This window comes from Brevibacillus laterosporus, from assembly GCA_007833815.1.
GTDB classification, from domain to species: domain Bacteria; phylum Bacillota; class Bacilli; order Brevibacillales; family Brevibacillaceae; genus Brevibacillus_B; species Brevibacillus_B laterosporus_D.
In genome coordinates this window covers 5,045,703-5,065,000 of record CP033464.1, presented here as the reverse complement: position 1 = coordinate 5,065,000, position 19,298 = coordinate 5,045,703, and the positions used below count along the sequence as shown (strand labels likewise).

Genomic DNA, 19,298 nt, shown 5'->3' with positions numbered 1-19,298 from the left:
GGTGATGATGGCAGAGGGGTCACACACGTTCCCATTCCGAACACGACCGTTAAGCCCTCTAGCGCCAATGGTACTTGCTCATTCGAGCCGGGAGAGTAGGACGTTGCCAGGCCGGTAACCTCATTAGGTTACTGCAACTAATTCTATAGCCAATGAAGTAGTAAACGTCTCGACGTTTGCTATAAAAGCTTCAACCCCGACCGCTTGCGGTCAACAATTGGCGTAGACAATTGTTCTTTGAAAACTGGATAATGTAGAAAGCATACAAGGCAAACGTTCTTACTTTTAGTAAGGACATGCAACAACATTAGTGCAAACCGCATGGATGGTCTACTACAGACGCCACGTCATGTGGCAACGTAGACACTAGCACATCCTGTGCGTCGTGGTTAAGTTAATAAGGGCACACGGTGGATGCCTTGGCGTTAGGAGCCGAAGAAGGACGCAGCGAACTGCGATAAGCCTCGGGGAGTGGTAAGCACACTTTGATCCGGGGATTTCCGAATGGGGGAACCCACCATCTGTAATGGGATGGTATCCTTCACTGAATACATAGGTGATGAGAAGGCAGACCCGGTGAACTGAAACATCTAAGTAGCCGGAGGAAGAGAAAACAATAGTGATTCCGTCAGTAGTGGCGAGCGAACGCGGAAGAGCCTAAACCGTAGGATTTATCCTACGGGGTTGTGGGGCGTTTCATATAGGAGTTACAAAGGACAGATGTAGGTGAACAGTTTGGGAAGACTGACCAAAGAGCGTGATAGTCGCGTAACCCAAACATCTGTCCCTCCGAGACCAACCCCGAGTAGCGCGGGACACGAGAAATCCCGTGTGAATCTGGCAGGACCATCTGCTAAGGCTAAATACTACCTAACGACCGATAGTGAACCAGTACCGTGAGGGAAAGGTGAAAAGCACCCCGGGAGGGGAGTGAAATAGTACCTGAAACCGTGTGCTTACAAATAGTCGGAGCACTTTCTATGTGTGACGGCGTGCCTTTTGTAGAATGAACCGGCGAGTTACGATAGCGTGCGAGGTTAAGTCGAAGAGACGGAGCCGCAGCGAAAGCGAGTCTGAATAGGGCGAAAGTACGTTGTCGTAGACCCGAAACCGTGTGATCTAGCCATGTCCAGGGTGAAGGTAGGGTAACACCTACTGGAGGCCCGAACCCACGCACGTTGAAAAGTGCGGGGATGAGGTGTGGCTAGCGGTGAAATTCCAATCGAACTCGGAGATAGCTGGTTCTCCCCGAAATAGCTTTAGGGCTAGCCTCGGATTTAGAGTCTTGGAGGTAGAGCACTGATTGGACTAGGGGCCCTCATCGGGTTACCGAATTCAGTCAAACTCCGAATGCCAAGTACTTATATCCGGGAGTCAGACGGTGAGTGCTAAGATCCATCGTCAAAAGGGAAACAGCCCAGACCATCAGCTAAGGCCCCCAAGTGTATGTTAAGTGGGAAACGATGTGGAGTTGCCCAGACAACCAGGATGTTGGCTTAGAAGCAGCCACCATTTAAAGAGTGCGTAATAGCTCACTGGTCGAGTGACTCTGCGCGGAAAATGTAACGGGGCTAAACATACCGCCGAAGCTATGGCAGTCCTTATGGACTGGGTAGGGGAGCGTTCCAAGCAGCAGTGAAGCCGTATCGTAAGGAGCGGTGGAGCGCTTGGAAGTGAGAATGCCGGTGTAAGTAGCGAAAAGACAAGTGAGAATCTTGTCCACCGAAAGCCTAAGGTTTCCTGGGGAAGGCTCGTCCTCCCAGGGTTAGTCGGGACCTAAGCTGAGGCCGAAAGGCGTAGGCGATGGACAACTGGTTGATATTCCAGTACCACCTCTGTTCCGTTTGAGCAATGGCGTGACGCAGGAGGATAGGGTGAGCGGCCTATTGGATGGCCGTCTAAGCAGTAAGTGTGGTGTGTAGGCAAATCCGCACACCAGTAAGCACAAGCTGTGATGGCGAGGGAAATTATAGTACCGAAGTCCCTGATTTCACACTGCCAAGAAAAGCGTCTAGCGAGGAACAAGGTGCCCGTACCGCAAACCGACACAGGTAGGCGAGGAGAGAATCCTAAGGTGCGCGGGATAACTCTTGCTAAGGAACTCGGCAAAATGGCCCCGTAACTTCGGGAGAAGGGGCGCCTCGGTAGGGTTTATAGCCCGAGGAGGCCGCAGTGAAAAGGCCCAAGCGACTGTTTAGCAAAAACACAGGTCTCTGCGAAGCCGCAAGGCGAAGTATAGGGGCTGACGCCTGCCCGGTGCTGGAAGGTTAAGGGGATGGGTTAGCGCAAGCGAAGCTTTGAACCGAAGCCCCAGTAAACGGCGGCCGTAACTATAACGGTCCTAAGGTAGCGAAATTCCTTGTCGGGTAAGTTCCGACCCGCACGAAAGGCGTAACGACTTGGGCGCTGTCTCGGCAAGAGACCCGGTGAAATCATAATACCTGTGAAGATGCAGGTTACCCGCGACAAGACGGAAAGACCCCATGGAGCTTTACTGTAGCCTGGTATTGAAACTTTGTGCATCATGTACAGAATAGGTGGGAAGCTGTGAAGCGAGGGCGCCAGCCTTCGTGGAGCTGTCGTTGGGATACCACCCTTGATGTACGGAGTTTCTAACTTGCCGCCCTTATCGGGTGGAAGGACCATGCCAGGTGGGCAGTTTGACTGGGGCGGTCGCCTCCTAAAGAGTAACGGAGGCGCCCAAAGGTTCCCTCAGAATGGTCGGAAATCATTCGTAGAGTGTAAAGGCACAAGGGAGCTTGACTGCGAGACCTACAAGTCGAGCAGGGACGAAAGTCGGGCTTAGTGATCCGGTGGTTCCGCATGGAAGGGCCATCGCTCAACGGATAAAAGCTACCCTGGGGATAACAGGCTTATCTCCCCCAAGAGTCCACATCGACGGGGAGGTTTGGCACCTCGATGTCGGCTCATCGCATCCTGGGGCTGAAGTAGGTCCCAAGGGTTGGGCTGTTCGCCCATTAAAGCGGTACGCGAGCTGGGTTCAGAACGTCGTGAGACAGTTCGGTCCCTATCTGTCGCGGGCGTAGGAAGTTTGAGGAGAGCTGTCCTTAGTACGAGAGGACCGGGATGGACGCACCCCTGGTGCACCAGTTGTCACGCCAGTGGCACAGCTGGGTAGCTATGTGCGGACGGGATAAGCGCTGAAAGCATCTAAGCGTGAAGCCCCCTTCAAGATGAGACTTCCCATAGCGCAAGCTAGTAAGACCCCTCATAGACGATGAGGTTGATAGGTTCGGTGTGGAAGTGCAGTAATGCATGGAGCTGACGAATACTAATCGGTCGAGGACTTATCCACATTGCCTGTATGCTGACTTTCATTATCTAGTTTTCAGCGAATAAAAGTAAACGTTCTTTCTTTAAACAAAGAGGGAGCGTTTTTTGGTTGTTAATAACCCTAGTGTCCTTTAGAAAAAACAGTATATACATATAAAAGAAGATTTAGATAGAATGACAAGATACAAAAGTAGGAATTAAGAAAATAATGAAATACTTATTACATTTATGTGAAAAATTGAACAATCATGTTGCTATTCTCAGAAAATTGGGTAAAGTAGATAAAGAGAGCAAGAAGAAAAAAGGGAGGGAACCTCATGAACAGAAGAATAGCTGTAATGGAAAGGCCGGCAAAGAAAGAAGAACAAATTGTTTGGCAAAAGCAAGTGATACGTGAGGAATTGCTCAAGGAACCAACCTTAACAAAGAAGAGTAAATAGCATTAACATATATTTAAATGCGCTTGTTCTTAATCGAACAAGCGCATCTTTACTATATTTGATCAAATTACATACAAATAAAACCAGTTACGTAATATCAGAGGTACGTTTCCAATAGCTGAGTTTTCCCAGTAAACGCTCCTTAATATCCTCAGGCAAGGCACCTTTTACGCCTATTCCAACTACTGTATGAGGAAATTCTGGTTCTCCCAACGATTCGACTAATACAGTATCAAAAGCTTGCAACAAGCTCTTGAATCCTTCAGGTGTGAATCTCCAATAATCAGAAGGATAATCATGAATCGGAAAATCAAGAACAGAACTAATAACGCAGACTCCATTAGGTTTTAAGACTCGATAGCATTCTTCCATGGCCTTCCGGGGATATTCCACATGTTCCAATGTATCTAAACTGAGGATAGATCCTGCTGTTTCATCAGGTAAATCTATATCGTGTAAATTTAATATTTGATCTACTCCAGGTCCTTGTCGCATATCGCATCCGATATAGGTATGACCCGGGAAAAAGGGACGAAGATCTGCAAAGATTTCTTGGGAAGGCACTTGAAAGGAACCAAACTCATAGATGGGGTCGAGAATCGGTAGCTCCTCTGAACATAGTCGGACAAAATGTTTAATACAAAAACGCATGTATGAACCTCCTCAAAAAGCTTATTTCCTCTTATCTTATGAAGGATATTTTGGATAGTGACGGCATTACATAAATTCCTTAGACATACAAAGAGTATCGATATTTACTTTTCATCAAATTGTATCTGTAGAATATTCTGGTGAAAGGAGGGATGGAATAATGAACCGTTTTTGGGATAAAATTATTAAGCCTATACTGTTAAAAGAACAGCCAAAAAGCATTGTAGAAATTGGCGCAGACTACGGATTCAATACCGTACGAATACTGGAGTATTGCAAATGGCTTCATGCAAAGGTGTATGTTGTAGATCCGCTACCTAAGTTTGATGTGAATGCTTTTCAAAATTTATTTGGAGAACATTTGGAAATGGTTCGGCTACTGAGTCACGATGCATTACCGAAGATTCCAGAATATGATGTAGTACTCATTGATGGTGATCATAATTGGTATACCGTCTATTTTGAACTAAAAGCAATCGAAGAACGTTCCAAAACGACGGGAAAGTTTCCAATCGTTTTCTTCCATGATGTGGATTGGCCATATGGCAGACGGGATATGTATTATGATCCAAAACAGATACCTGCCGAATATTTGAAACCATATGCATTAAAAGGTATGATTCCCGGACAGTCCGAATTATCGGTTGAAGGGGGCATTAATAACAATCTATATAACGCTGAATACGAAAATGGCCCGAAAAATGGCGTACTTACAGCAATTGAAGATTTTTTACAGGATAGTAGTCTAGATTTATCATTCCAAAAGGTAGTTAGTGAGAATGGGCTGGGTGTTTTGTATGAAAATGATCCTGAAAAAGATAAGTATATCCGCTATGTGATAACCTCCTCAGGGATGTAATCCACATATATAAAAAAAGAACCCTGCAAATGGGTTCTTTTTTTATAGCTCTTATCTATATTACATACGTACAATTAATCCCTTATCTAAGTATAGGTGGGATATTCTAATTTTTTTCGCTAGTTGAGGGATTGAAGTTATATTCTTTCCAGTCCTCAAAACGATAATGGTCGAGAAAAATAGAACGTGTCTTATTATATTCTTCAAAATTAATGTCGTCTAAGCAATAATGCAGGATCCAGCTGTCTTCTTGATAAGGCACTACGACTTTATGGCCTGCTTTGCGGAAAGCTAATGACTGGGAGGTATCATAAAAATGAAAATTGGTTATATTTTCATCCCATTCCAAATCGTATTGCGTTACCATCATGACCCCATCAATACTGGTGACTTCTTGAAAAGGATGTGGAACGGCTCCAAACTTGTGTTGACCAAAGGAATTAATATAGGCCATTACCCTTCCAAAATGCCTGCTACCTTCCCACCACGCCCCTGAAGGTGGGAGATCATCTGTACCTGCCATCCCAAACATTCCAACTTCTTTATGCATAAAAACTTTGAGGCAATCAACCAAAAAATGGGTGTTCATAATGTAGGTATCCTGATGTAAATAGATTTTATAGTTAGCTTTACTTTGTCGCATTGCTCTATTATAGCCTTCCGTCATGCTAACTGCGTCATAGATCGAGATAATTTCCACTGAAAAACCAGGTGGAACCCAAAGGTGTCTAATGTGATTCAGACATTCCTTATAGAGGACATGGTCGTTCACGCAACTGATAAACGCGAAGGAAAGCTGTCTATTCTCCATTGCGTATTTCTCCTTTTTTAACGGATAAGAATGCATTCTTACCGCTTAATAGCCAATTAAATGCTCGAATGATACGAGTACTTTGACATTTGGTTTTTTAAACAAAGCTATACCTTCTCTTACCATATTCAAAACAAGCTAAATCGGCACCAAAAGAAAAGCCCGCTTCCCTCTGTTCCTTTTCTTCTACTTAACAAAGAACCGTCTCTGCCCAATTTCATAGATTGGTAAATGTGGTAAGTGTTCAAAAAAAGGAGGAAGTCGCGTGTCACATGAATATTCAAAGGTCTTTCCAAAGGTAAGTATTCTCATTCCAACTTATAATAGACCAGTTTACTTTGAACTGGCATTGCAAAGTCTTTAGCCCAGAATTATCCCAATCTTGAGATTATCGTAGGTGATGACAGCACGAATGAAGAAACCGAGTAACTGATCAAACCTTATTTGGAACAGCATCCTCATCTTATCTATTACAAAAATCCTCAAAATTTGGGGCAGTTGGATGATGATTTATTTTATTCAGATAAAATTAGCAGGATGATGGTCTATTTTTTACAAGATCCTCAAGAAGAGATTGCACTCGTTACTTCTAAGCGTGCAATTATCAATGAGGCAGGTATCATTCAACCAGATATTATGGAAACAAAAACAGGCTTCACACAAGATACAATCTTAGATGGACATGACATGATTGATATGTTAGTTGGTTTGCGATGGGGCAATTTTATTGGGGAGCCAACAACGGTACTATTTCGTAAAAAATATCTAACAGAACCGTTTGGTAGCTTATTTGGTAGAAAATATGTATGCACAGTTGATATGGCTTCTTGGATCGTATTATTACGAAATGGAAAAGGCGTATATATGACCGATACGTTAAGCTACTTCCGCATGCATGCTGCTCAACAAATTAATAACCGTCATATAACCATTTCAGGTTCTATTGATTTAGTGCATCTGATCCTACAGGTACCATCTCTTGGTTATTTAGAAGCGAAGGATAAGCTCACGATGGCCTACATTAATACTCTTCGGTTTATTCATGGCGCACTCTGTATTACCGATCCCGATCAAGTGGCGATGATACGTTAGAATTGCGTTCTTGCCGAGAATGAATCATCACAATGACACCTCATGTATAGGATTGTCATTTGTGACAGGGTACGAGATGATTTTCCATAAAAAATGAGCGAATTGGCACCTTAAGCATAATATAACATATCGTGCAGATGAAAAAGTCTGTTCTAGACGTATTGACCTGAACGTCAAACGATTTAGGGAGGCCCATATATGAAAGGAATTATTTTAGCCGGCGGAACAGGTTCTAGGCTATACCCCTTGACAAAGGTTACCAATAAACACTTATTACCGGTTGGAAAATATCCAATGATTTATCATCCTATTCATAAGTTAAAAGAGGCGGATATTTACGAGGTATTAATCGTAACTAGCCGTGAACATATGGGAGATGTAGTAAACCTGTTGGGAAGTGGAGTAGATTTTAATATGCAATTCACTTATAAAGTACAAGATGAACCAAAGGGAATTGCTCAAGCGCTAGGGATGGCAGAAGATTTTGCACACGGAGAACTCATTACTGTTATCTTAGGTGACAATGTATTCTCAGATAATATTTCGGACCATGTGAAAAGGTTTAGAGAACGCGGTTCTGGAGCCAATATCTTAATAAAACAAGTCATTGATCCAGAACGTTATGGTGTACCAAAATGGGAAGACGGAAAAATTGTTTCCATTACAGAAAAGCCGTCTAAACCAGACAGTGACTTTGCTGTAACGGGTATATATATGTACGATTGGAAGGTGTTTGAGATTATTAAAACTCTTTATCCTTCAGCACGCGGAGAATTAGAGATTACTGATGTTAACAATGCGTACATTGAGCGTAATGAAATGACTTACGATGTGCTTCAGGGATGGTGGACAGATGCAGGCACTCACCATTCGATTTTACATGCAAACCAATTAGCAGCCACATTAGAACTGGATAAATGGGAGAGCAATAAGCTAGAGGGAGAGATAGAGCGTGATTGATGGTGTGAAAGTAAAAAAGCTAGTAAAGTTTGCTGATGACCGGGGCTATTTTATGGAAGTGTGGCGTGACGATGACCTTTTATTAGAGAAATTTGGTCAATTATCAGCTTCCTTAACATATCCAGGGGTGATTAAAGCTTTCCATTACCATAAAAAGCAGGATGATATTTGGTTTTTTCCTGCTGGTAATGCACAGGTCGTCTTGTATGATGTAAGAGACGACTCACCTACTAAGGGTTTAACAGATGTCTATTATATGGGTGAGAATCATTTAATTTCACTGTTTATCCCACGTGGGGTGGCTCATGGTTATCGGGCATTAGGACAACAGCCAGCAGTTATTACTTATTTAACTAATATTTCTTATGACCCTAAAGATCCTGACGAATATAGAATTGCTCACGATGATAAAACCATTAATTTTAATTGGAACACCGTGTTTAAATAAGGAGGAAATACGCATGAAAGTATTGGTGACAGGTGGAGCGGGATTTATTGGAAGCAATTTTATTCATTATCTCCTACATCAATACCCCCATTATAAAATCATTAACTTAGATTACCTCACATATGCCGGAAATTTAGAGAATTTACAAGACATTGAAGAACATCCTCACTATCGTTTTGTGCGAGGCTCCATTTATGACAAGAAAGTGGTCGAAAGCCTTTTGTCAGGAGAAAAAGCTTTGTATTCCGATGACAAAACTCCGATTGATATAATTGTCAATTTTGCAGCAGAATCGCATGTTGATCGTAGTATTTCTGATCCGAGTTACTTTGTGAAGACAAATATAACAGGTACACAAGTGCTATTGGAATATGCCAGACGATATAAGATCAAACAATTTCTTCAGGTATCCACCGATGAGGTATATGGTTCGTTAGGAGAGACAGGATTGTTTACCGAAGATACTCCGCTTGCCCCCAATAGTCCTTACTCCGCTTCTAAAGCCGCAGCTGATTTGTTAGTACGTTCCTATCATCAAACATATGAGATGTATACCAATATCACACGTTGTTCTAACAATTATGGCCCGTATCAATTCCCAGAAAAATTAATACCGCTCGCCATTACTAACGCGATTGCTTATGAAAATATTCCCGTATATGGAGATGGACTACACGTCCGGGATTGGTTGCATGTAGAAGATCATTGTCGAGCTATCGATCTTGTTATGCATAGAGGAAAGCCTGGAGAAGTATATAATATTGGCGGCAGTAATGAATGGACTAATCTTAGTTTGCTTCAGACATTACTTCGCGCGTTAAATCGAGACGAGAATTTACTTCAATATGGAAAGGATCGCCTCAAGCATGATCGACGCTATGCCATTGATTCCACCAAAATACAAATAGAATTAGGGTGGGAGCCCATTCATACATTTGAGGAAGGTCTAACGAACACAATTCATTGGTATCAACAACATAAAGAATGGTGGCAGCGAGCTAAGTCAGGAGCATTTCGCGAATATTATAAGCAGCAATACGGTCATACCATCCAAGACCATCCTCATTAGCGTGTAATGTAAAAGGGAGGGAGCAGTGTGAAAGTGTTGGTCACTGGGGCACAAGGGCAATTGGGGCGAGACCTGGTTGCATTGTCACAGGGCATGGCTCATGTTCAGGGATACAGTCGACAAGAGTTAGATATTACACAATTGCATCAGGTAAGAGAGCAGGTGCAAGCCTATCAACCTGATGTCATTATTCATACAGCAGCTTATACAAATGTAGATCAGGCTGAAAGTGAACCTGATCAAGCTTATGCTGTAAATGCTTGGGGAACACGTAATGTGGCACTTGTTGCTCAAGAAATAGGTGCCAAAATGATTTATATCAGCTCAGATTATGTTTTCTCCGGGCAGGGAAATGAGCCATATGTTGAATTTGACCGTCCTGCTCCTACAAGTGTCTATGGGAAAAGCAAGCTAGCTGGAGAAGAATTGACTAGGAGCTTGTGCCCTAAACATTTTATTGTCCGAACGTCCTGGGTATTTGGGAAGTACGGTCATAACTTTGTGAAAACAATGCTTAAGCTAGGACAAAAACAATCAGAAATCTCAGTTGTCTCTGATCAAATAGGAGCACCAACATACACTGTTGATCTCGCTCAGTTTTTGTTGCAAATAGCTAAAAGTGAATGCTACGGCACTTATCATGTCTCAAATCAAGGTTGTTGTTCTTGGTATGACTTTGCTGAGGCTATCTTTGCGGAATATCAGCAGGATGTGAAGGTTGTTTCTATTACAACGAAAGATTTTCCCCGCCCCGCCCCCCGTCCCGCCTATTCTGTCATGGATCATATGGCCATTCGTTTGCATGGTTTTCAATTGCTTCGTCATTGGCGAGATGCATTACATGCGTATCACCTAGATTGTATGGCTACAAAGGAGGGAGAGTCATAACACTTACCCTCTCCATTGTGATATTGACGCGTAATGGGTTACCTTTTACAAAAATGTGTGTAGAAAGTATTCAAAAGCATACAACCAATTATGAACTTATTTTTGTCGATAATGGATCTTCTGATAGCACGGTTTCTTATTTGAATTCTCTTCCCCATACTGTTGTCATCTCTAATGAAGAAAATCGTGGCTTTGCAGCAGGCAATAATCAAGGATTCCGACAGGCTCAGGGCGAGTACATTGTCATGTTGAATAATGATACGTTGGTTACACCCGACTGGAGCCAATTGCTTATCAAATGGTTAGAGAAGGATTCATCTTTATGTATGGTGGGACCTCGCTCCAATAATTTGTCAGCAGAACAGCAAATTAGTACGGAAGAGAATGTACAGGTTACTACTCTTGATTCATTCGCGATTGATTGGAGCAAACACTATGCCAATCATGGATTCTATGGGCGAAAGTTAATTGGTCATTGCATGTTATTTCGACGGAGTCTTCTTGAACAAATTGGTGGATTGGATGAGCGATTCTATCCAGCAAGCTATGAGGATGATGATTTTTGTCTACGTGCTCGTCTTTACGGGAAAAAGCTGTGGATTGCTAATGACGTATTTATCTATCACTTTGGCCATGCTACCTTTCTAGCGAATAGCATTAGGTATCGCGATTATTCGTGGGATAACGCTAGACGGTTTATAGAAAAATGGCAGCTTCCGATTAGCGTGCATCAGTTAGAAACACAGGGATATGAACCAAATGATATAGTGGAGCGGATTGGAGTATTTGACCCGCAATGGCATATCGAGCCTATGTAACAGGAAATTGGGGGTGAGGGTTTGGCTACGATCAGTTTATGTATGATTGTAAGAAATGAAGAAAAATCCATTGCTCGTTGTCTACGCTCTGTCAAGGGAGCTGTAGATGAAATTATTATTGTGGATACTGGTTCAACTGACAAAACGATTAAAGAGGCAAAGGAATTTACCAAAAAGATTTTTCATTTCAAATGGGTAAATGATTTTTCTAAAGCGCGTAATTTTTCTTTTCAACAAGCTACGATGGATTACATTATGTGGATGGATGCAGATGATGTACTAGAGGAGATTGATCGGAAAAAATTGCAGTTATTTAAACATAAGATTGACCCCAGTATTGATGTAGTAGTGATGCCTTATCATACTGATAAAGATGAGTTTGGAAATGTCATCCTTCCTTATTTTCGTGAAAGAATTGTGAAGCGAACGCATAAACACTGTTGGGTTGGCATGGTACATGAATATATTCAGTATTCGTTTGGCAGAAGCTTTGAAATTGATATTGCTGTTACCCATCGTCCACGTCAACAAAAAAATTACAAGCGAAATCTAAGCATATATGAAAATGCGATTGCAGATGGCGTTTTATTAAACCCTCGAGAAAAATATTATTATGCCAATGAATTAAAAGATAATGAAAGATATGAAGAGGCTATTGGGATTTATCAGCAATTTGTAAATAATGAATTGCCACGAGCAGAGGAACCAGAGCTATTAATGGAACAAATATGCTTTTGCTATGAAAAATTACAGCTTCCAGAACAAGAGATCAAATATGCTTTAAAAAGCTTAGAGTATGGCTTGCCCCGAGCTGAAGTATGCTGTCGATTAGGATATTATTGGTTACAAAAAAATGAGCCGAAAAAGGCAGTTTTTTGGTATGAGTTGGCTACTACATTACCCAAACCTCATACGTGGGGGTTCCGTAAAGAAGCATGTTGGACTTGGCTTCCACATTTGCAATTATGTGTTTGCTACGATCACCTACAACAGTTCGAGAAATCTTACAAACATAATGAGTTGGCATCAGCATATCGTCCAGCAGATCCAGCTATTCTGGGCAATCGTGCGTACTTAACAAATCGACTGAAGGATTTGGGTATTGCCATTCCTACGTAACCCATGAAAAAACGAAAAACAGCGCGTCTCTGGAAAGTGAGACATGCGCTGTTTTTTTTGAAAGATAAGCTGTTGTTACTCTTCGGTGTTCTCTTCGTGTTGCTGTTTTCCATGATTTGAATTAATTTCCATATGTCTCAAAGTTGACTTCACTTTGTCCGTTTGTGATTGATAGTCAGTAATGACTTCCGTTAGAACGGCCACAGATTCTTTTAATGTAGGCTCATTGCTAATATGATCAATGGCTCTATGAATATGAATCATTTTATTTTCTGTTTCTCGTAAAAATTCGACTAGTTGCATGCCATTCATTTTGTTCACCTCATCATTTTTGATTCGGTTAAAACCGTTTCTTTACCCTAAGTGTGCGTTATAAAGCCATTTTGTATGCATCATTCGGTAAAGAAAATCATGTTCTTCTCGTAAGGTTACAAAAATTGGTCAAATCTACTGTTTCTATCGTCCAAGCATGGCTTCCCTCTTATACATAACTTAGAGTATCACAGTAGGAGGTGTTTTTATGAGGAAAAAGCATTCCAAACATCGTCACTATCACTATCATCACTATTATCACCATCGTCATGAAGAGCGTTCTGAATCAAGAAGGGAAGAAAGATCAGAGTTTGTTCAAAATGAATTCCGTTCTATCCAGCCTTCAGAGGATCGAGAAAATCATCGCCACGTCACAGTTATTATAAATCCTGGGGAAACTCTAGTGGTTCACGCGAGAGACAGAAGAAGCTCTCGATAAAAATCGTTATTGCTAATAATTGATTTTTTGCCAAATAAGGGGTCATTGGCTATTGCCGGTGGCTCTTTGTTTAAAGAACTGGATTGTAACTAATTTTGTTAACATAGATTGAAGCCGTGCCAAATCTTGTCTAAGTAAAATAATGTAAAATAGAGGAGGCATGGCTATGAGGAAGAAAGAGGCAAGCTGGGTACCTGTTCGAAAATATGATCGCCCTTTAGGCCCTGTTTGGCAGGTTAGAAAAGGAAGAGACGGGAACCAACAAACTGGTTTTTTTAAATATACGAATAGCAATACCGCAAAAAAGCTTGGTCCTGTTTTAGCCATGGAATTACTTTCGTATAGGCTTGCACGCAAGCTAGGCATCTCAGTCGCCAAAATTGAAGTAGTCACCATCCAAGGAAAAAAAGGCGTTATTTCCTATAAAAAAGGGAGGGGACGCCTATATAACTGGGAAGAATTTTATCAGCGAAAAGGACCAGGTGCTATCTACAAATTGCGATCCCCAGAAAGATTGATAGAGCTATTCATCTTTGATATTTGGATTGTCAATGTGGATCGACATGACGAGAATATCATAATATTCCCTACTCGGAAAGCATATGACTTTTATGCTATTGATCATAGTATGTCCCTGTTGGGGGCCTTTACTTTTCGCAAAATGCCATGGTATTCCAGACAGTGGGAGCATGTAGCTAAATATAATCATCATTATTTACAGGGTCTTCCCCACTTTATCAGAAGTTATGATCAGTTGAAGCCATTTATTCAAAAGATTCAACAACTGACACCTGTAGTTATAAAACAAACAGTAAGAAGAATTCCTCCATCCTTGTTAACAAGGGAGCAAAAAAAACAGGTGGAACGAGTCCTGTTGCGTCGACAGAGAAAATTGCATCGATTGGTACAGCTCTGGTTTTTGGAATATAAAGGATAGCTATACGCATAGAAAAGGAAGGTACCTCGGTTTACACCAGCCACCAGGCAGGAGGAGGTAGCCAGAAATATGATGTACTCAGGGGAAGACAGCTCTCATCTCATATGGACTGGGGCCGTAATTGCGATTATCACTTATTTAGTGGGTGGGATAGATAAACTTTTTACGGCATTTTGCATCTTTATGATTGTTGATTATATAACGGGAGTACTTGCCGCCTGGTATAATAGATCACTAAGCAGTCAGGAAGGGTTTCGAGGGATTGCAAAAAAAGTTGGGATGTTTGCTTTTATTATCATTGCTAATCAATTGGATTTAATTAGTGGTAGCAGTCAAGGCTTCTTACGAGATACAATCATCTTATTTATGATAGGGAATGAAGGAATTTCCATTTTAGAAAACTGTCATCGGTTAGGTTTACCTGTACCCGATTTTTTATTACGGGCTTTACAAAACGTGAAGAAGTTTAAAAAAGATGATAACTGGAAATAGTCATTTTTCAGATTAATTGGAGGTAAGGTACTTTGTCCATGCACAAAGTACCTTACCTCGTTCATAAATAAGAGAAAGAGCCTTGTGAAAAAAACTTTCTTAGAGTGTTTACAAAAATAGACAGTTTTTTTAACGAAGAGCGCGTATAATACAGCGTACTGGGAGAAGGAGGAGTTAAAGATGAAATTTACCTGCATACATTGCTGTAGTATTTTTCATGATCAACAAAGGTGTCCGATATGTGGTAGCACAGAGATAAAGCCGATTATTGTCGAGGTACAAAATGCTACTGAAACCATTGTGATACCTGCAAAAAAGAGTTATTTCTAATACAAAACATGAAACCTGCTGTCACAGTGAAACGTCATACTTGTTAAGACAAGATATGCAACAGGTAGGAGGAGCCAGCATGCTAGTAACAACAACACACACTGTGCAAGGTAGAGACGTCGAGCAGTACATTGATATTGTAACTGGTGAAGCGATTATGGCTGCCAACGTTGTTCGTGATTTCATGGCAGGCGTTCGAGATATTATAGGTGGACGAAGCGGTGCTTACGAGGACAAGTTGGCAGAAGGAAGATCAATTGCCATTAATGAAATGAAAGATAAAGCTGCTAAATTAGGCGCTAACGCAGTTATTGGAATTAACTTAGATTTTGAAACGATTGGTAATGGTATGATGATGGTTGTTGCTTCTGGAACAGCAGTTCGAATTCGTTAAGTTTCTGTTAGAATTTATAAGGGGCAAATACCTGAAGAAAGGTCTCTCTTTGCGCAAGTGAAGAGGGCTTTTTTACATGGTATGGAAAAGCCGATAAATCAGTCATTGCAAAACGAGCCTAGATCACTACAATTAAGTTATTACACAACACGTATATAACGGAGCTGATTATTATTCAACCTATTCACAAGAACAAGTCATTTCTTTTATTAATGTCAGGTGAAATTGTTGCTGGAATTACCATGTGGGTGTGCATGTTATTGAATCTACAGTTTATGTCAAAGATCATGCAAACCAATTTGGGAACTGGCCTATTACTAATGACAGGGATGCTTGCAAGCATTCTATTTTTACCTACAGTGGGGAAAATGATTGATCAGTATGATAAGCAAAAAATTCTGATTGCCTCCTCATGCATAAGGTGTTTTGCCCCTGTATGTATGTATTTTGCTATTAGCTATACCTCGATCGGCTGGTTAGTCGCTTCGTTAATTGTGAATCAAGTAGCAGGTTCCATGTATTTACCAACGGTACGCGCGGGATTACCAGCTTTGGTCGGGGAAGCTAACCTGCTATCTGCAAACACGCTCTATATGAACATTGCTACCATGGCTAGAATTGCTGGGACAGCTGTAGGTGGCTTACTGCTATCATTATTTTCTATGCAGACCGTCACAGTGGGGGCTTTTTTCGGTTTTCTGATGTTAGTAATCATTGTGTTGTTTGTTCAAATTCCACAGTCGCACCAGAAGAAAAAACAAACTGGAGAAAAGTTGAAATTCACAGAAGTTTTCGAATTAATGAAAAAGGAGCCATCAGTAACCGTTGGGCTGATTAGCACGGGGGTAGTGACACTCTTCTTGGGTGGATTTAATCTATTGGTACTTGCTTTCGGAAAATTGCAGGATTCATCAACAATCATGGGTTATATTTATGCGGTAGAAGGATCAAGTGTACTACTTGCCGGTATTTTTGTACAAAAATTGGTAAGTCGAGTAAATCTAGTACAGGTGTCGTCTTTACTCGTATTGGTGATCGGAATGGCAGAATGGGGAATGTCGTTTGGCACAAATCAAATCATGGTTTTGCTTTCCTTTGGATTGCTGGGTTTTACATTAGGTTTTATATATCCGATGGTGACCACTGTTTTTCAAAAAAGGTTACCAGAAACGGTACAGGGACGCTTTTTTAGTTTTAAAGAGATCGTGGATCGCATCATTATTCAAGTTGCTATGCTCATTACGTCAGCCAGTTTAGATTTTATTGGACTCTCTACCTTCCTTATTCTACTAGGTTTCTTCACGATATGTACGGGACTATTTACATACCTATACGGAAAAAGGCAAAACCTAGTGGTAACGCATCTTGGATCTCAGAATGAATCGGTACAGGGATAAACTTTGATGTAGTAATTTATTTTGCTTGTTATTGACAAGTTGCTTAAATGTTACTATGATTTTCAAAGGGGCAAAATCCGATAAGAAAACTGGGGGTTTAACACATGAAAAAATCTTGGTACTCTACTGCACTTGTTTCTATTCTAGCGCTCTCTCTATTTGTAGCTGGTTGTGGGTCATCTAATCAGGGAACTACAGACGAGCAGGGAGGAAACACTACAGCGAAGAACTCCTTGGAAGCAATCAAAACGGCTGGAAAGGTTCGCATTGGTACAGAAGGCACCTACGCACCTTTTACGTACCATGATTCTACAGGTCAGCTGACTGGCTTTGATGTGGATATTGCCCGTGAAATTGCTAAACGCCTCGGCGTAGAACCTCAATTTGTCGAAAGCAAATGGGATGGTATAATTGCTGGACTTGATGCGAATCGTTTTGACATGGTTGTAAACGAGGTCGGCATTCGAGCAGACCGCAAAGAAAAATTTGATTTCTCTGACCCATACATCGTATCTAAAGCAGTGCTCATCGTTAACGAAGATAATAATGAGATTACCTCTTTTGCAGATTTGAAAGGGAAAAAATCAGCGCAATCACTGACAAGTAATTTAACAGACTTAGCTCGTGATAATGGAGCTGAGATTGTACAGTCAGAAGGATTTAATCAAGCGATTGAGCTTTTATTGTCTAAACGAGTAGATGCAACGGTTAACGATGGTTTATCCTTCCTTGACTTTAAGAAACAAAAGCCTGATGCGAAAATCAGAATTGCAGCGGAGCATCCAGATGCGACTCAAAATGGAATTATGTTCGCGAAGGGCAAACATAAAGAACTGATTGAAGCAGTAAATAAAGCTTTAAAAGAGATGAAAGCAGATGGTACTTATTTGAAAATCTCCGAGAAATATTTTGGTGCAGACGTCTCCAAATAACACAGATAGGACTGAATGGAAGTGGAACAATCTGATCGTATTATTGGTATTATCGTGGATTCATTTCTCCCGCTGTTAAAGGCGGGAATTTTGTACACGATACCTCTTACGTTACTATCTTTTATCATTGGATTGATACTTGCTTTTTTTACTGCGATTGCCCGGTTATCCTCCAATAAATTGTTGTATGGGATATCCAGCTTTTATGTGTGGGTTGTTCGGGGTACTCCATTGTTGGTGCAATTATTTATTATTTTCTATGGATTGCCTAAGTTGGGCGTTACTATCGATCCATTCCCGGCTGCAATTATTGGTTTTTCTTTAAGTGTGGGAGCATATAACTCCGAAGTAATTCGTGCAGCCATTCAGTCAGTGCCTAAGGGACAGTGGGAAGCCGCGTATACAATCGGGATGACCAAAAATCAGGCAAGACGCCGAATCATTATTCCCCAAGCTTTACGTGTAGCGATACCACCGCTTGGTAATTCATTTATCAGCTTGGTGAAGGATACTTCTCTAGCTGCTACCATTACCGTGACAGAAATGTTTCAGATATCTCAACAGATCACTGCAATGACATACGAGCCTTTGGTATTGTACTGTGAGGTAGCGGTCATCTATCTATTCTTCAGTACGATATTGTCTGCATTGCAGAGCCGTGTGGAACATCGTCTGGAACGCCGTATGGCTAGGTAGGAGGAGAGGAACATTATGATCGAGATTAAAGGACTTCATAAAAGCTTTCAACAGGTTGAAGTATTAAAAGACATTTCGCTTGGCATTGATAAAGGAGAAGCTGTCGTCATAATAGGTCCCTCTGGTTCTGGAAAGACTACCTTGCTCAGATGCATGAATCTTTTGGAAATACCTACAAAGGGCAGTATGCAGGTAGGTGGTCAACGCCTAGAGTTTACACCTATAACTAAAATGAAGGAAAAGGATTTGCTACCTGTTCGTAAGCAGTCAGGAATGGTTTTTCAGAGTTATAATCTTTTTCCACACATGACAGCATTAGAAAATGTGATGGAAGGACAGGTCATTGTCAAAAAACGCTCAAAGGAAGCCGCTCAAGCAAGAGCAGAAGAAATGCTTACAAAAGTGGGGCTTGCAGATCGTATGAACATGTATCCTCATCAGCTATCTGGAGGACAACAGCAGCGGGTCGGTATTGCCCGTGCGATGGCGCTAGATCCGACAGTGTTACTCTTTGATGAACCTACCTCGGCTTTGGATCCAGAATTGGTTGGTGAGGTACTAAAGGTCATGAAACAGTTGGCAGAAGAAGGCATGACAATGGTGATCGTGACGCACGAAATGAACTTTGCGCGGGATGTAGCAGATCGTGTAATCTTTATGGACGGTGGCGTCATTTTGGAGCAAGGTACGCCTGAGGAAATTTTTGAGCATTCGAAAAATGAACGAACTCGCCAGTTTTTGCGGCGTTTACAATCTTAAATGGAAAGGGCACTGGATATTGATTCCAGTGCTTTTTTACTTTTCTCACATATTGATAAAGCTTGTATCAGCAAAAAGACGTAGGGGTTACATACAGTATGCGAAAATTGGTAAAAAAAAGATGAAAACGTTTTGGCAACTAAGTACGTCTAACAAGTAAG

Annotated in this window: 18 protein-coding genes, 2 rRNA genes and 1 pseudogene (1 of these 21 only partly in view); 18 read left to right on the top strand and 3 right to left on the bottom strand. The window is 41.4% G+C overall.

The window, feature by feature from the left end; translation table 11 throughout:
• Together rrf and EEL30_24960 are read left to right on the top strand one after the other, a co-directional pair.
• Positions 1-112 (top strand): 5S ribosomal RNA (gene rrf, locus EEL30_24965); it begins 3 nt to the left of the window's first position.
• Positions 113-385: 273 nt separating this feature from the next.
• A 23S ribosomal RNA gene (locus EEL30_24960) occupies positions 386-3,317 on the top strand.
• 504 nt (positions 3,318-3,821) lie between these two features.
• On the opposite strand, the gene EEL30_24955 is transcribed toward EEL30_24960, so the two are convergent.
• Complete coding sequence (locus tag EEL30_24955) at positions 3,822-4,385, bottom strand: class I SAM-dependent methyltransferase (GenBank protein ID QDX95262.1); 564 nt, start codon at positions 4,383-4,385, stop codon at positions 3,822-3,824.
• Positions 4,386-4,545: 160 nt separating this feature from the next.
• Between EEL30_24955 and EEL30_24950 the strand changes: the two genes are divergently transcribed.
• Positions 4,546-5,244, top strand: coding sequence for a class I SAM-dependent methyltransferase (locus tag EEL30_24950; GenBank protein ID QDX95261.1), 699 nt, complete (start codon positions 4,546-4,548; stop codon positions 5,242-5,244).
• 106 nt (positions 5,245-5,350) lie between these two features.
• On the opposite strand, the gene EEL30_24945 is transcribed toward EEL30_24950, so the two are convergent.
• The gene (locus EEL30_24945) at positions 5,351-6,055 is read right to left on the bottom strand and encodes a glycosyltransferase (GenBank protein ID QDX95260.1); all 705 of its coding nucleotides are present in this window, start codon (positions 6,053-6,055) and stop codon (positions 5,351-5,353) included.
• 265 nt (positions 6,056-6,320) lie between these two features.
• Here EEL30_24945 and EEL30_24940 point away from each other — a divergent pair.
• The 7 genes and pseudogenes from EEL30_24940 (at position 6,321) to EEL30_24910 (ending at position 12,449) form a co-directional block, all read left to right on the top strand.
• Positions 6,321-7,170, top strand: a pseudogene (locus tag EEL30_24940) (glycosyltransferase family 2 protein).
• A 175-nt stretch (positions 7,171-7,345) separates the two neighbouring features.
• Entirely contained in the window at positions 7,346-8,107 is a 762-nt protein-coding gene (locus tag EEL30_24935) for a spore coat protein (protein ID QDX95259.1), read from the top strand.
• Positions 8,100-8,555: a spore coat protein gene (locus EEL30_24930; protein ID QDX95258.1), complete on the top strand. Its 456-nt coding sequence runs from the start codon at positions 8,100-8,102 to the stop codon at positions 8,553-8,555. The genes EEL30_24935 and EEL30_24930 overlap by 8 nt, the downstream gene beginning before the upstream one ends.
• A 13-nt stretch (positions 8,556-8,568) precedes the next feature.
• The gene (gene rfbB / locus EEL30_24925) at positions 8,569-9,624 is read left to right on the top strand and encodes a dTDP-glucose 4,6-dehydratase (GenBank protein ID QDX95257.1); all 1,056 of its coding nucleotides are present in this window, start codon (positions 8,569-8,571) and stop codon (positions 9,622-9,624) included.
• A 27-nt stretch (positions 9,625-9,651) separates the two neighbouring features.
• Positions 9,652-10,512: a dTDP-4-dehydrorhamnose reductase gene (rfbD, locus tag EEL30_24920; GenBank protein QDX95256.1), complete on the top strand. Its 861-nt coding sequence runs from the start codon at positions 9,652-9,654 to the stop codon at positions 10,510-10,512.
• Positions 10,509-11,330, top strand: a complete 822-nt coding sequence (locus EEL30_24915) for a glycosyltransferase family 2 protein (GenBank protein ID QDX95880.1) — start codon at positions 10,509-10,511, stop codon at positions 11,328-11,330. Before rfbD ends, EEL30_24915 begins: the two co-directional genes overlap by 4 nt.
• Before the next feature lie 21 nt (positions 11,331-11,351).
• Positions 11,352-12,449, top strand: a complete 1,098-nt coding sequence (locus EEL30_24910) for a glycosyltransferase (protein ID QDX95255.1) — start codon at positions 11,352-11,354, stop codon at positions 12,447-12,449.
• Between the two features lie 75 nt (positions 12,450-12,524).
• Here the strand turns inward: EEL30_24910 and EEL30_24905 are convergent, their stop codons facing one another.
• Entirely contained in the window at positions 12,525-12,761 is a 237-nt protein-coding gene (locus tag EEL30_24905) for a hypothetical protein (protein ID QDX95254.1), read from the bottom strand.
• Positions 12,762-12,969: 208 nt separating this feature from the next.
• Here EEL30_24905 and EEL30_24900 point away from each other — a divergent pair, with 208 nt between their 5' ends.
• From EEL30_24900 to EEL30_24865, 8 genes are all read left to right on the top strand, one after another.
• The gene (locus tag EEL30_24900; GenBank protein ID QDX95253.1) at positions 12,970-13,200 is read left to right on the top strand and encodes a hypothetical protein; all 231 of its coding nucleotides are present in this window, start codon (positions 12,970-12,972) and stop codon (positions 13,198-13,200) included.
• A 166-nt stretch (positions 13,201-13,366) separates the two neighbouring features.
• Positions 13,367-14,137: a hypothetical protein gene (locus EEL30_24895; protein ID QDX95252.1), complete on the top strand. Its 771-nt coding sequence runs from the start codon at positions 13,367-13,369 to the stop codon at positions 14,135-14,137.
• A 69-nt stretch (positions 14,138-14,206) separates the two neighbouring features.
• Positions 14,207-14,629: a holin gene (locus tag EEL30_24890; protein QDX95251.1), complete on the top strand. Its 423-nt coding sequence runs from the start codon at positions 14,207-14,209 to the stop codon at positions 14,627-14,629.
• A 409-nt stretch (positions 14,630-15,038) separates the two neighbouring features.
• On the top strand, positions 15,039-15,353 hold the full coding sequence (locus tag EEL30_24885) for a YbjQ family protein (GenBank protein ID QDX95250.1): 315 nt from the start codon (positions 15,039-15,041) through the stop codon (positions 15,351-15,353).
• Between the two features lie 131 nt (positions 15,354-15,484).
• Complete coding sequence (locus EEL30_24880) at positions 15,485-16,750, top strand: MFS transporter (protein QDX95249.1); 1,266 nt, start codon at positions 15,485-15,487, stop codon at positions 16,748-16,750.
• Positions 16,751-16,854: 104 nt separating this feature from the next.
• Entirely contained in the window at positions 16,855-17,682 is an 828-nt protein-coding gene (locus EEL30_24875) for an amino acid ABC transporter substrate-binding protein (protein ID QDX95248.1), read from the top strand.
• Positions 17,683-17,697: 15 nt separating this feature from the next.
• The gene (locus EEL30_24870; GenBank protein ID QDX95247.1) at positions 17,698-18,378 is read left to right on the top strand and encodes an amino acid ABC transporter permease; all 681 of its coding nucleotides are present in this window, start codon (positions 17,698-17,700) and stop codon (positions 18,376-18,378) included.
• A 15-nt stretch (positions 18,379-18,393) separates the two neighbouring features.
• On the top strand, positions 18,394-19,137 hold the full coding sequence (locus EEL30_24865; GenBank protein QDX95246.1) for an amino acid ABC transporter ATP-binding protein: 744 nt from the start codon (positions 18,394-18,396) through the stop codon (positions 19,135-19,137).
• The last annotated feature ends 161 nt before the right edge of the window (positions 19,138-19,298 follow it).